Here is a 13,605-nt window from a genome sequence, read left to right as displayed (position 1 = left end):
AACGGTGTATTCTATTATTCTTGGGTTTTTTCGATACTACAAATAATCTTTTATTTATCACAATGTAAGGAAATAAGGGATTATGAATAATCCCAAAAAATAGAAAAACTAGGTTTTTAATAATCATTCAACAATTGCTATTAATTACTTTCTAATAAAAATAAAGTGGCTCACCTGTTTAATATCTTCAAATAAGAAATACTAAAAATAATTATCATGACCTATTTCCTTTCAGATAGATATTTTTCTAACAATTAATTCCATAAATTATATAAAAACTCAACCATTCAATCACTAAATGTTTTTCTCAAGGTATTTTCGCAATATTATCAACAAATAACAATTTGATAATCTCTGATAGAAATACCGAGCATGAAAAACATTCATAATTGGATTATAACATAAGCGACAAATCAAAAAATCATCAAAAATATCAAATTTTCATATTATAAACCGTGCATTGTATTAGCATGATTAGAAAGACATTATTCATTGTTTTTTTGACTAACTTTACTTTATACATTTTTGTGCTATTTTTAATATAACTTAATTGAATATCATTATTTTTAAAATGGGAATTGAACCTCTAAAGATGAGGAATGAATGTATTATCAGAGATAAATATCACATCAATAAACACAAATTAATTCGTATAAACACTAGGAAAAAGTAAATATTATAAATTTAACATAACCAGGTATGCTTTCAAGAAAGTATTTCAAAGTGACTTAATAATTATAATATTGTTTTTTTGATAAATTATATATACCCAATAGATTTCAAGTTGCAACGCGGTATATTGCTAAAATCAACTTTGAGGAGTAGAAAGATGGTAAAAGAGTTAATTACAGGTGTAACCTTCTTCGAAGGAAAAAACTATCAAGGTAAATCACATGATTACCAAGAGCTAGATAAAATTATATCGCTTCCTTCCCACCTTAACGATAAATTCCTTTCAATGAAAGTTGGAAAATTATCTAAAGTTCAAGCCTGGCGTCACTATAACGATCCAGAGAATAGATATTATGAATGGGTAGTCGACACCCCAGATATTGATAAAGAAATTAGAGGATTATCTAAATTCAGAGTCATGCAGAAAGATATCAGACTGATTGCTCTAAGAATCATTGACGATACTCATTCAGATATCAAATTCTCCCTAACTACTAAAATATACAATGGAGAAGGACAAGACAAAATTGAAGTTAATACTACGACAGGTGAAAATTATGCTGTCATAGATGAACTTCTTGTACAGGAAAAGTTAGTAACTTCAATTTACGTAAGAAATGTCAACACCGGAGAATATATTGGTAACGGGTCATTCTATTTTTCTTATGATATACATGGTATCGCAACCATTGATGAAGGTCTCAATTTCCCAAGAAACCTGAAACTGGTCCATGTCGGTAAAAACCGTTTTGATTTCCATATCATCAATACCACTCCCATTGCTTAATGGGATAACACAATGATCTACTGTCTCTTTTGGGTTGGTCATATTCAAATTTAAGCCACACCGTTGCGGTAAATGTTTGCTATAACCGCAACAGTGTGTTTCTAAATTATTACCGAGGGCAATGCTAGCTACACTATCTCTGAAGGAGTGCTACAATCTCCTTGCCCATTACCTCATTTTAAATGTGATAACCTAGCTCACTCCATCCATTCAGTATGAAAAACACCTTCTTTATCAGTTCGCTTGTAAGTATGAGCACCAAAGTAATCACGCTGTGCCTGAATCAGATTTGCTGGCAATACAGCAGAACGATAGCTGTCGTAGTAAGAAATAGCAGCGGAAAAAGTGGGGGTCGGGATACCATTCTGCACACCATAAGACACAACATCACGCAATGCCTGTTGATATTCATCAGCAATTTTCTTGAAATAAGGTGCCAGCAATAGGTTAGCGATATCTGCATTTTCACTATATGCATCAGTAATTTTTTGCAAAAACTGAGCACGAATAATACAACCTGCCCGGAAAATCCCGGCGATTTCACCATAATTCAATGCCCACTGATATTCATCAGATGCCGCTTTCAACTGCTGGAAACCCTGTGCATAAGAAACAATTTTACCCAGATATAACGCACGACGTACTTTCTCAATAAATTCAGCTTTATCACCTTTGAATGGTTGTGCTACCGGCCCGCTCAAAACTTTCGCAGCAGCAACACGCTGATCTTTCAAAGAAGAAATATAACGTGCAAATACGGATTCAGTGATCAAAGTAACTGGAATGCCTAAATCGAGAGAACTCTGACTAGTCCATTTACCTGTGCCTTTGTTTGCCGCTTCGTCCAAGATAACATCAACCAAATATTGGCCTTCTTCATCCTTCTTACGGAAAATGTCAGCCGTAATTTCAATCAAATAGCTGCTCAGTTCACCGTTATTCCAGTCGGTGAAAATCTCGGATAGTCCTTCATTACTCAGGTCCAGAGAATTTTTCAATAAAGAATAGGCTTCAGCAATGAGCTGCATATCACCATATTCAATCCCATTATGGACCATTTTCACATAATGCCCGGCACCATCCGGACCAATATATGCCACACAAGGCTTACCTTCAGCCTTAGCCGCTATCTCTTGCAAAATTGGAGCAACTAAATCATATGCCTCTTTCTGGCCACCAGGCATAATTGATGGGCCTTTCAATGCGCCCTCTTCGCCTCCGGAAACCCCAGTACCGATAAAATTAAAACCCTGAGCAGAAAGTTCCCGGTTACGGCGGATAGTATCCTGAAAATAAGTATTACCACCATCAATTAAAATGTCACCTTTATCCAGATGTGGTGTCAATGAAGCAATAGTTTTATCAGTTGCTTCACCAGCTTTAACCATTAGCAGAATACGACGCGGCTTTTCCAGTGAATCGACAAATTCTTCGATAGTGTAATTTGGAACTAATTTTTTCCCTGGATTCTCGGCAATGACTTCGTCAGTTTTATCACTGGAACGATTAAATATAGATACGGAATAACCACGGCTCTCAATATTCAGTGCCAGGTTACGCCCCATTACCGCCATACCGACAACACCAATCTGCTGCTTGGACATGAATAACTCCTGTCTGATGATGATACTGCCTACCAATAATAATTATTAGTGGGCAATCTGTTAATGTGATCACATGTTAACTCAGGATTAGGCTAAGTGGATAGTTCATTGGTGCAATCGATACCGTAGTACCTCATTTTTCGAAAAAAACTTCATCAGATGAAAAATCAACTATTGAAATTTTATGAGTCAACACCCATTATTCATAGTTCGGCATAAGCCGTCATATTAAAAGGTAAAACAAACTGTATGGAATGGATCGCTGATCCAACGATATGGGCCGGACTGGCCACACTTATCGTTCTAGAAATTGTCCTTGGAATTGACAACTTAGTCTTTATTGCCATTCTGGCAGATAAACTTCCTGAAAAAGAGAGAGATAAAGCACGTATTACAGGGCTAACCTGCGCGCTGCTGATGCGCGTCGTACTACTTTTTAGTCTCTCCTGGCTGATAACACTCACTAATCCATTAATTACGCTTTGGGAACATCCATTCAGTGCCCGTGACCTGATTATGTTAGTGGGTGGCCTTTTCCTGCTATTCAAAGCCACTATGGAGTTGAATGAACGGCTGGAAGGGAAGGATGCGCACTCAGGACAACAACACAAAACTTCTAAATTTTGGACGGTTGTCGTTCAAATAATTGTGCTTGATGCCGTATTCTCACTGGATTCAGTGATTACCGCCGTCGGTATAGTGGATAATATCGGTGTCATGATCGCGGCAGTAACCATTGCGATGTTCCTGATGATACTGGCAAGCAAGCCGCTAACAACCTTTGTCAATGCCCATCCGACAATCGTGATTCTCTGTCTAAGTTTCTTACTGATGATTGGTTTCAGTCTGGTAGCAGAAGGCTTTGGTTATCACATACCAAAAGGTTACTTGTATGCTGCTATCGGCTTCTCAATTATGATTGAAGCACTAAACCAATTCGCTCAGTTTAACCGCCGCAGATTTCTTACTGCTTCCCGCTCACTACGTGAAAGAACCGCAGAAGCCGTTTTACGTATCCTTAGCGGTAAACATGAAAATGCAGAATTGGATAATCACACATCCAATCTAATTTGTGACAATCAAGAAGTGTTTGATCCACAAGAACGCCAAATGATTGCCAGAGTGCTGGGTATGGCTCAGAGGAATGTCAACAGTATCATGACCTCCCGCCACGATGTGGAGTATCTTGATATTAATGCCCCAGCAGAAAACCTGGCGCAAATACTGAGTAAAAGTCCTCACACACGCATTGTCGTAACAGATGAAAATACCAGTGATGAACCACTAGGTGTTGTCCATGTTATTGATCTACTCAACCAACAACTTAACCAACAGCCTTTTGATTTACAGTCGCTAATAAAACAACCTCTGATTTTCCCAGAGCATCTTTCACTTCTTCAAGCATTGGAGCAGTTCCGCCGGGCACAAACTCATTTTGCATTTGTCGTTGACGAATTTGGTTCTGTGGAAGGCGTGGTTACTCTGACAGACGTCATGGAAACTATCGCGGGTAATTTGCCGGTAGATGGTGAAGAAACGGATGCCCGCCATGATATACAAGCTACTGAAAATGGTTGCTGGATTGCCAATGGTTATATGCCACTGGATGATTTGATCCTTTATGTTCCTTTGCAACTGGATGAAAAGCGTGAATATCAAACTCTGGCAGGTTTATTAATGGAACATTCACAACATATTCCACAACAAGGTGAAAAATTACAGATTGGTAATTACTTGTTTGAACCACTGGAAGTTACCAGCCACCGGATTAATAAGGTGAAAATTACACCTCTCATTTCAGAGGAAGAAAATAAAGAATAATTCAGTGCTATTGCTCACTAAGCGTATTTCCCACCACTGAATTTTTCCTCTCAGGCAAAATAAAACCCGGTCAGTTTAAACTGTACCGGGGTATTTTTAGCTTTTGTTATCAACACCATACTATTGGGTATATACCCAATAGATTTCGAGTTGCAGCGCAGCGGCAAGTGAATGAATCCCCAGGAGCATAGATAACTATGTGACTGGGGTGAGTGAACGCAGCCAACAAAGCAGCAACTTGAAGGATGAAGGGTATAGTTCATCTCATAACAACTTGACTCAAGTACTCAATATTAAGCAACCTGCAATTGTAGGCATGGAAAAAGCAGCCCGTGAATTATCACTTCGCAATTCAGCAAACTTCATATAGACTACCGAATAATATTATTAGTTGATTCAAAAGGATATGACATGAATATCGTCCTTACAGATGTAGATAAAGACAATTATGAAGATGTCTGTGACTTAACTGTAACCGAAGACCAGGAGGAATATGTTGCAGATAATACATGGTCACTGGTTGAATCAAAATTCAACCCATCATATCAAACACGCGCAATTTGCTTAAACGGCAAATCTGTTGGATTTTTCATGTGGGTACCTGAAACAGACAGAAGAATATCGATTTGGCGTTTTATGGTAGATAAACACCATCAAAACAAAGGTATTGGACGCAAAGCAATGCAGTTAGCCCTTAATGAAATTAAGCAGACAGACGGATTGGAAGAAATCGAAATCTGTTACAACCCAAATAATCTTGTCGCGAAAGACTTTTATGCCAGTTTTGGTTTCGTTGAAGTCGGCATGGATGAAAACAATGAAGAAATGCTAGCAATTATTAAAATGTAAACTGGCAACTCCCATTGGCAAATTGGCTCTTCAGGCAACCATAAGAATATATTTTAGGCGTCCAGCTAAGCTGAGTAGTTAACTGTCATATATGAACTCCACTCACAGCTTCTTAGCGATACACTAAAGCAAGCATATACCCTTCATCCTTCAAGTTGCTGCTTTGTTGGCTGCTTTCACTTACCCCAGTCACATAGTTATCTATGCTCCTAGGGATGCGTTCATTTGCTACCACGCTACAATTCGAAATCTATTGGGTATAACCCGTTATCTTTCAAGTTGCCTCTTTGTTGGCTGCACTCGCTCACCCCGGTCACATAGTTTGCTATGCTCCCGGGGATTTACTCCCTTGCCGTCGCGATGCATCTTGAAATCCATAGGGTATAGGCTAATTGTTATTACGTTCAACCCAATTGGAAATTGCCTGTTTTGCTTTATTTTCCAACTCATTACGTAGTAATTGCTCAATATCAAGATTATATTGCAAATTACTCCAATTACCGTAAATCCTTAATGGTACTTTCAACTGTCTCAGCCGGCGAACCAGCTCATTATCCGCGCCCCACTCTTGGGTTATCTGTACTTTTAAGGCGACATCAACATTTTGTTTAAGCAAATTCGCTTTACCCTGACCGTTAATATTCAACAAATCAGATACAGCATAAAGCTGATTGATTTTTATATCACCCCGGTTAAGCACAGTTTTAACATCAAGCTTTTTAGCACTAGTAAAATTACCCATATTATCCGGAATATTTACTTTATTCGTTACACGGGCAACAGATTGCTGGATTAATTGTGGAATATTCAGCCCATGCATTTTGGCATCAACTAAACTAAAATTAAGATCACCCTGCCAAATATGTGAAATAGCATAATCATCGTATCCTTTACCAGAAAGATCACCGTTTAGATTGAATTTACCACTAAATACCAGTGGTAAAGAGAATGCTTTTAGTACGGGTTCCAATTCTATATTTTGCAGTAAAGGCTTTGTGTGCAATCTAAGCTGATCACCTGTTGCATCCAGAGTAGTTGGAATAGAGAAATGACCACCAAACAATTTCCCACTCAGGGAAGAAATTTCAGCAATACCCTTATTACTGGCCGCCTTAAATATCAGGTTATCGATCTCCATTCCCCGATAAATAAATTTATCTGCATCAATGGTAACATTGGCGTTAAAATTATTCAGAAATTTAGCGCCATAATCGGGCTGCTCAAGGCTTGAAACTGCAATCACCGGTTTGGCTGAATTATTTTCTATCCGATAATGGCGTTTAACTTCCGCATCATTTTTAGCAAGCAGATCCCATCCCACCAGATTATCTAAATTCAGCTTCTTAGAAGATAAATTGATTTGATAATCAGGATATGTCGTCAACATTGCCTTTATGCTGCCATACAACTCACTTTCATTAGCAGTGAAATTAAGCGCTTGTAAGGAGATTGTTTGTGGCTCATCGATGGTTTCTTCCTGATAAACTGCATTAACTTTTCCTGAACCACTGATCCCTCCCGTAGGTATACCAACCCCCTGAAGTTGATAATCAAAAGAATCAATATTACCGGCAACACGATGGGGATAATCAGAAATATCTACGTTCGCACTTAGATTAAAAGCCAGTTCTTGCTGATTCTTATTAACCTTACTACTCAACTCCACACTGATATAATTTTGGTTATTCCGTTCCATTAGCAGATTAATATCGCGGACATTTAACTGGGAATGATCATCATCCTGCCAGATAAGCAAACTATCAGCGATCTTAATTCTGTCAATATCCAGTTTCCAGCGTTCACCTTTAGCTACGGGATTTACTGCCTTCCCTTTCGGTGCAACAGGCACATTCTCTTTTTTCTGAGACTTGCTCTCCGGGGTTAATTGCAACACCGCCCCTTTCAGCATGACTTCTTTAACCGCAAGCTGATGCGAAAGAAGTGGCCACAACTCAACATCCAAACGCATATTTTCTGCCGTCACCGTTGGCTGCGTCGCATCTGGCGCAGTCAATGACATACGTCCGGTAATAATGCTAAGTTTTGGCCAGACATGCCAGCGCATACTATCTTGCATGACAAGATGGTAACCACTCTTCTTTTGCACTTGTTTGACCATATAAGCACGAAAGTCATTCGGGTTTACTAACATGACTAATGCTGCCAAACCGGCAATAATCACAACCAGCAAAATAACTAGTGTCGTTAGTAATCTCTTCATGACTTCCTCAGCTGATGTCAAAGCGGTAAATGTAACTCAGTAACCATTCGAAGTATTAATCTTTATCAATACGGCTACCTACCGCGCCTTGCTGGTTTTTATACTTTGCATCCTGACGACGGTTATATGGACGATCAGCCGGGCCAGACAACGGTTCAAAACTCAAAGCCCCAATCACCATACCCGGGCGTAACGCCAGAGGCAACTTACCAGAGTTATAGAATTCGAGAACAATCTGACCATGCCAACCCGGATCGATCCGATGTGCCGTCACATGTACCATTAATCCAAGGCGGGCAAGAGAAGAACGTCCATCGAGCCAACCTACTAAATCATCGGGCAAAGTAACAGATTCCAGAGTGACAGCCAGTGCCAACTCTCCAGGATGAAGGAAAAAAACCTCATTATCAGGCAAAATAATTTCATCGCTCATCACGCGATCAAGAGCAGCACTGACTTCATCTTTTGGGCCACTCAAATCAATATATGCGGCAGTATGACCCCGGAAAACACGAAACTGATTTCCAAGACGAACATCAGCAGTTGCCCCGTTAATTCGCTCAATCGGCGGACGTGGAGAAATGACCAGTTTACCTTCATCAAGCCATTTAATAATGTCGCGATCACAGAGTCGCATTATTTCCCTCTCAAATACGATGATGCTTATCAATGCCTGACAAGCAAAGTTTTATTATTCGCAGAACTGACCAATTTTGGCTTTCAACACATCAATCGCTACTCGATTTTTACCCCCGCGCGGCACAATAATATCTGCATATTGTTTTGATGGCTCAATAAATTGCAGGAACATTGGACGCACAGTTTTATGATATTGCTCAATAACAGAATCCAAAGAACGTCCCCGTTCATTAACATCCCGTTTAATCCGGCGCATAAGACAAATATCCAACGGCGTATCAATAAAAATAGAGAAGTCCATCTCCTGGCGCAAGCGCTTATCTGTCAATAACAGAATACCTTCCAGAATGATAACTCTTTTTGGGGCAAAATGAACTGCCTCTGGTTTGCGAGTATGAGAAACATAATCGTATTGTGGTAATTCAATTGATTTACCGGCTTTCAAAGCTTGCAGGTGAGAAAAGAGCAAATTGTGATCCATTGAGCTTGGATGGTCATAATTGGTCTTATAACGCTCTTCCATTGATAGATCGCTTTGATCTTTATAGTAGCAATCTTCCGGTATAATACCGATATTGTGATCACCTACCTGAGCGCGTAATTCACGGTAAAGCGTATTAGCTATGAGACTTTTACCTGAGGCAGATGCACCGGAAATTCCTACAATTGTGCACTGGTGTGCTTCGTCAGCCATAATAGAGATAACCTGATTCTAGAAAAAATGGGGAACAAAGCACCTATGGGTGCTGAGTCGGGCGAGATTATAGGGAGTTAATTGTATCTGTTCCAGTGTAAACAAGATTAAGTCTCATTTTTTTCGAAGCGTTTCGCATAAAAACCATGTAACAAGTACAATTTGAAAAGAATTCTTATCTCCATCACACAAAAAACGGGCAATGAAAAGACCAATTACCCGTTGCTATCAGCCAAATACGACTATCCCTTCATCTTTCAAGTTGCTGCTTTGTTGGCTGCTTTCACTTGCCGCCCCGCGCTGCAACTTGAAATCTATTGGGTATATCAAACTGCGCGGAATGAAATCTCCGTCGGTATCTTCTCTCCCTGCCAATACATCTGTGCAGAAATATTTGCTGCAATTTCACGGTAAATATCCGTGAATTCACTATCAGGATCACTAATAACAGTCGGCTGACCACGGTCTAGATCTTCACGTAACGAAATATGTAGGGGAATTTGTCCCAGCAATTTGCAGTTATATTTAGCGGCTAATTTTTCCGCTCCTCCCGTACCAAAGATAGGCTCCAGGTGACCACAGTTACTGCAAATATGCGCACTCATGTTTTCAACAATGCCCAATACAGGAACCTTCACTTTCTGGAACATCACAATACCTTTCATCGCATCAATTAATGCAATATCTTGCGGTGTTGTTATCACTATTGCACCTGTTACCGGGATATTTTGTGACAAAGTAAGCTGAATATCACCGGTTCCGGGAGGCATATCAATAACCAGATAATCAAGATCCGGCCATAATGTATCTTGCAGCATCTGCATCAATGCCTTACTGGCCATCGGGCCACGCCATACCATCGCATTGTCATCTGTCACCAAATAACCAATGGAGTTAGTGGCAAGACCGTGAGTCATGATAGGTGCCATATGTTGCCCATCCGGGGAAGTTGGGCGCTCTTTAGTAGTTCCCAACATACTCGGAACAGAAGGACCATAGATATCTGCATCTAAGATACCGACTTTTGCCCCTTCCTGAGCCAATGCCAACGCCAGGTTTACGGCAGTACTGGATTTACCCACCCCACCTTTACCTGAACTGACCGCTAAAATATTACGGACACCATTAATTCCTGGCAAATCGTTAGCACGGCGTAACGTGCTGATATCATGAATTAATTTCCATACAACAGATTTCGCTCCAGTTGCCGCTTGCAATTTTTGGGTTGTCGCCTGTTTCAACGTTTCAAAACCACGTTGCCAAACAAACGGCATGACCAATTCAATATGTAGAACACCATCAAGCATCGTACAGCGATGCAGTGCTTTTAAAGTGATCAGATCGTGTTCCAATGTCAGGTGTGTAAAGGCAGCAAGTATTTTTGTTACCTGAGATTTCAGCAGGTCAGGATTGGTCTGCTCGGGGGATTGTGAGTTCATCCCGGCTCCTTTGATTATCGTTATTACCTAAAAACCATCTTTTCATCATAACAGAACCCAATGAGTTCGGATAAGATCAGGCGCAAAAACTCATTTCCAGTTCACTGATTCGATTTTTATTCAATAAAATCCGCTTAGATTAAACACTACCCTAGCGACAATTTTTTTGATCGGGTAACATCGAATTCCCTTTTTCACTTATGGAAGTCAAATCCTTATTATGTCTCAAGTCGCAAACAAATTATTGGTGACATGTGCGTTACCATATGCTAACGGTCCAATCCATCTCGGTCACATGCTGGAACATATCCAAGCAGATATTTGGGTCCGTTTTCAGCGAATGCGCGGCAAAGAGGTTCACTTTATCTGCGCCGACGATGCTCATGGAACACCAGTCATGCTGAAAGCTCAGCAAATGGGTATTGCTCCTGAAGAGATGATCGCCGCCGTGAACCAAGAGCATCATCAGGATTTTATTGGCTTTTCAGTTAGCTATGATAACTATCACTCCACGCACAGCAAAGAGAACCAAGAGTTATCAACTAAGATTTATTTGGCGCTGAAAAAGAACGGTCATATTAAGAGCCGTACTATTTCTCAGTTATATGATCCTGAGAAAGGTATGTTTCTGCCAGATCGCTTTGTAAAAGGCAGTTGCCCGAAATGCAAGGCAGAAGATCAATATGGCGATAACTGCGAAGTTTGCGGTTCAACTTACAGTCCGACTGAGCTGCTTAACCCACGTTCTGCTGTCTCCGGTGCGACACCAGAAATGCGTGAAACAGAACACTTTTTCTTCGATCTGCCCGCATTCAGTAACATGTTACAAGCATGGACCCGCTCCGGTGCGTTACAGGAACAAGTTGCTAACAAAATGCAGGAATGGTTTGAGTCCGGTTTACAACAGTGGGATATCACCCGTGATGCCCCCTATTTCGGTTTTGAAATTCCTGATGCACCGGGCAAATATTTCTATGTCTGGCTGGATGCCCCTATCGGCTATATGGGGTCTTTTCAAAACCTATGTGACAAACGCGGAAATCTGAGCTTTGATGATTTCTGGGCAAAAGATTCTACCGCCGATCTTTATCACTTTATCGGTAAAGATATTGTCTATTTCCACAGCCTATTCTGGCCTGCCATGCTAGAAGGCAGTGGTTACCGTAAGCCAACAAATGTATTTGTTCACGGTTATGTCACCGTCAACGGTGCAAAAATGTCCAAATCCCGCGGTACTTTTATTAAGGCCAGCACTTACTTGGATCATCTGGATGCAGACTGCCTGCGTTATTACTATGCAGCCAAACTCTCTTCCCGCATCGATGATATTGACCTGAATCTGGAAGATTTTGTCCAGCGTGTTAACAGCGATATCGTTAACAAAGTTGTCAACCTGGCATCTCGTAACGCAGGTTTCATTAATAAACGTTTTAGTGGCAAGCTGGCGGATAAACTGGCTGATCCAGCGCTTTACCAGAAGTTTATTGATGGTGCGAAAGTTATCGAAGAAGAGTTCAATAACCGCGAATTCAGTAAAGCAATCCGTGAAATCATGACTCTGGCTGATTTGGCAAACCGTTATGTGGATGAACAAGCTCCATGGGTTGTGGCAAAAGAAGAAGGTCGTGATGCAGATCTTCAAGCGATATGTTCGATGGGAATCAACCTGTTCCGTGTTCTAATGACGTTCCTAAAACCTGTTTTGCCAAATCTGGCAGAACGTGCCGAAGCGTTCCTGAACACAGAATTAACCTGGGGTAACATCGAACAACCGCTATTGAAGCATCAGATTTGCGCCTTTAAAGCACTATTCAACCGTATTGATATGGACAAAGTGAATACTATGGTTGCTGCATCTAAAGAAAACATCAGCACACCACAAAAAGTCAGCGGCCCACTGGCAGAAACTCCTATTCAGGACACTATCACCTTTGATGATTTCGACAAAATCGATATGCGCGTTGCTCTTATCAAACAAGCTGATTTTGTCGAAGGCTCAGATAAGTTGCTGAAATTGATACTGGATCTTGGTGGCGAAATCCGTCAAGTATTTTCTGGTATCCGCTCCAGTTATCCTGATCCAAAAGCACTGGAAGGCCGTTTGACCATCATGGTTGCTAACCTGGCGCCACGTAAAATGCGCTTTGGTGTTTCTGAGGGCATGGTAATGGCAGCTGGACCTGGCGGAAAAGACATTTTCCTACTCAGCCCTGACAGTGGCGCACAACCGGGTATGCAGGTGAAATAACAGTAAATTCATCTCTCTGATATATCTACAAGCAGGGAGCAGCAATGGTCCCTGCTTTTTTTAACAAGCCTACGCAATCCCCCCCCCACCTAAATTCTAATTGAGAGCGAAACGAACTTTTAGGGTAAGTCATCTGTGATTTATGGCACATTTTCAGCGTTAATTGTATGATGAATACCTCACTGGAATTAGGAATTTTGTTATGTCATTTCGTGAAGTACTGATTATAGGTTGGCAGTACCTGCGAGCATTTATATTGATTTATCTATGTCTGCTGGCCGGCAATGCTATCTCTGCCCTGCTCCCTATCTCTATCCCCGGCAGTATCATCGGTATGTTGATATTGTTCGTCTTACTCGCTTTCCAGCTCATCCCCGCACACTGGGCAAAACCAGGTTGTAGTCTGTTACTGAAAAATATGACTCTGCTGTTTCTGCCTATCGGTGTAGGTATTATGAATTACTACGATCAGATCAACCAACAGCTACTACCGATTGTCCTTTCATGCCTAATCAGCACCGCCGTTGTTATGATTATCGTCGCTTACAGCTCCCATTATGTTCATCGTGAACGCCCGATTATTGGCTCCGTATCAAAGGTTAAGACTAAGCAACAGAAACAAGAGAAATAA

12 protein-coding genes are annotated in these 13,605 nt (G+C 40.7%); 6 read left to right on the top strand and 6 right to left on the bottom strand.

Going from position 1 to position 13,605, the window contains the following annotated elements:
• Positions 1-829 precede the first annotated feature (829 nt).
• Positions 830-1,459 (top strand): beta/gamma crystallin domain-containing protein, encoded by a 630-nt coding sequence (locus BDD30_RS16505; protein ID WP_041382120.1) that lies wholly within the window; start codon positions 830-832, stop codon positions 1,457-1,459.
• A 197-nt stretch (positions 1,460-1,656) separates the two neighbouring features.
• Here the strand turns inward: BDD30_RS16505 and gndA are convergent, their stop codons facing one another.
• Positions 1,657-3,063: an NADP-dependent phosphogluconate dehydrogenase gene (gene gndA / locus BDD30_RS16500; protein WP_041382122.1), complete on the bottom strand. Its 1,407-nt coding sequence runs from the start codon at positions 3,061-3,063 to the stop codon at positions 1,657-1,659.
• 249 nt (positions 3,064-3,312) lie between these two features.
• Between gndA and BDD30_RS16495 the strand changes: the two genes are divergently transcribed.
• The 3 genes from BDD30_RS16495 (at position 3,313) to BDD30_RS16490 (ending at position 5,733) form a co-directional block, all read left to right on the top strand.
• A complete protein-coding gene (locus BDD30_RS16495) occupies positions 3,313-4,884 on the top strand; it encodes a TerC family protein (RefSeq protein WP_015835015.1) in 1,572 nt (523 codons plus the stop codon).
• 199 nt (positions 4,885-5,083) lie between these two features.
• Positions 5,084-5,254 carry a hypothetical protein gene (locus BDD30_RS23725; protein ID WP_158307073.1) on the top strand — a complete coding sequence of 57 codons (171 nt, stop codon included), beginning with the start codon at positions 5,084-5,086 and terminating at the stop codon, positions 5,252-5,254.
• A 41-nt stretch (positions 5,255-5,295) separates the two neighbouring features.
• On the top strand, positions 5,296-5,733 hold the full coding sequence (locus tag BDD30_RS16490; RefSeq protein ID WP_015835016.1) for a GNAT family N-acetyltransferase: 438 nt from the start codon (positions 5,296-5,298) through the stop codon (positions 5,731-5,733).
• Positions 5,734-5,845: 112 nt separating this feature from the next.
• On the opposite strand, the gene BDD30_RS24760 is transcribed toward BDD30_RS16490, so the two are convergent.
• The 5 genes from BDD30_RS24760 to apbC all read right to left on the bottom strand — a co-directional run bounded on the left by BDD30_RS24760 (position 5,846) and on the right by apbC (position 10,726).
• Positions 5,846-5,968: a hypothetical protein gene (locus BDD30_RS24760; RefSeq protein WP_282958049.1), complete on the bottom strand. Its 123-nt coding sequence runs from the start codon at positions 5,966-5,968 to the stop codon at positions 5,846-5,848.
• A gap of 153 nt (positions 5,969-6,121) precedes the next feature.
• Positions 6,122-7,954: an outer membrane assembly protein AsmA gene (gene asmA / locus BDD30_RS16485; protein ID WP_015835017.1), complete on the bottom strand. Its 1,833-nt coding sequence runs from the start codon at positions 7,952-7,954 to the stop codon at positions 6,122-6,124.
• Positions 7,955-8,009: 55 nt separating this feature from the next.
• A complete protein-coding gene (gene dcd / locus BDD30_RS16480) occupies positions 8,010-8,591 on the bottom strand; it encodes a dCTP deaminase (RefSeq protein ID WP_041382125.1) in 582 nt (193 codons plus the stop codon).
• Positions 8,592-8,645: 54 nt separating this feature from the next.
• Complete coding sequence (udk, locus tag BDD30_RS16475; RefSeq protein ID WP_015835019.1) at positions 8,646-9,287, bottom strand: uridine kinase; 642 nt, start codon at positions 9,285-9,287, stop codon at positions 8,646-8,648.
• A gap of 326 nt (positions 9,288-9,613) precedes the next feature.
• Positions 9,614-10,726: an iron-sulfur cluster carrier protein ApbC gene (gene apbC / locus BDD30_RS16470; RefSeq protein WP_015835020.1), complete on the bottom strand. Its 1,113-nt coding sequence runs from the start codon at positions 10,724-10,726 to the stop codon at positions 9,614-9,616.
• A gap of 220 nt (positions 10,727-10,946) precedes the next feature.
• Here apbC and metG point away from each other — a divergent pair, with 220 nt between their 5' ends.
• A complete protein-coding gene (gene metG, locus BDD30_RS16465; RefSeq protein WP_015835021.1) occupies positions 10,947-12,974 on the top strand; it encodes a methionine--tRNA ligase in 2,028 nt (675 codons plus the stop codon).
• Between the two features lie 202 nt (positions 12,975-13,176).
• Entirely contained in the window at positions 13,177-13,605 is a 429-nt protein-coding gene (locus tag BDD30_RS16460) for a CidA/LrgA family protein (protein WP_041382127.1), read from the top strand.

It is taken from the genome of Photorhabdus asymbiotica, assembly GCF_003634575.1.
Taxonomy (GTDB): Bacteria; Pseudomonadota; Gammaproteobacteria; order Enterobacterales; family Enterobacteriaceae; genus Photorhabdus; species Photorhabdus asymbiotica.
This window is presented reverse-complemented; position numbering and strand designations above follow the sequence as displayed.

Bases quoted from the DNA above. Each gene is read 5' to 3' on its own strand.
- BDD30_RS16505 (WP_041382120.1), top strand. From the start codon at position 830: ATGGTAAAAGAGTTAATTACAGGTGTAACCTTCTTCGAAGGAAAAAAC.
- gndA (WP_041382122.1), bottom strand. From the start codon at position 3,063: ATGTCCAAGCAGCAGATTGGTGTTGTCGGTATGGCGGTAATGGGGCGT.
- BDD30_RS16495 (WP_015835015.1), top strand. From the start codon at position 3,313: ATGGAATGGATCGCTGATCCAACGATATGGGCCGGACTGGCCACACTT.
- BDD30_RS16490 (WP_015835016.1), top strand. From the start codon at position 5,296: ATGAATATCGTCCTTACAGATGTAGATAAAGACAATTATGAAGATGTC.
- asmA (WP_015835017.1), bottom strand. From the start codon at position 7,954: ATGAAGAGATTACTAACGACACTAGTTATTTTGCTGGTTGTGATTATT.
- dcd (WP_041382125.1), bottom strand. From the start codon at position 8,591: ATGCGACTCTGTGATCGCGACATTATTAAATGGCTTGATGAAGGTAAA.
- udk (WP_015835019.1), bottom strand. From the start codon at position 9,287: ATGGCTGACGAAGCACACCAGTGCACAATTGTAGGAATTTCCGGTGCA.
- apbC (WP_015835020.1), bottom strand. From the start codon at position 10,726: ATGAACTCACAATCCCCCGAGCAGACCAATCCTGACCTGCTGAAATCT.
- metG (WP_015835021.1), top strand. From the start codon at position 10,947: ATGTCTCAAGTCGCAAACAAATTATTGGTGACATGTGCGTTACCATAT.
- BDD30_RS16460 (WP_041382127.1), top strand. From the start codon at position 13,177: ATGTCATTTCGTGAAGTACTGATTATAGGTTGGCAGTACCTGCGAGCA.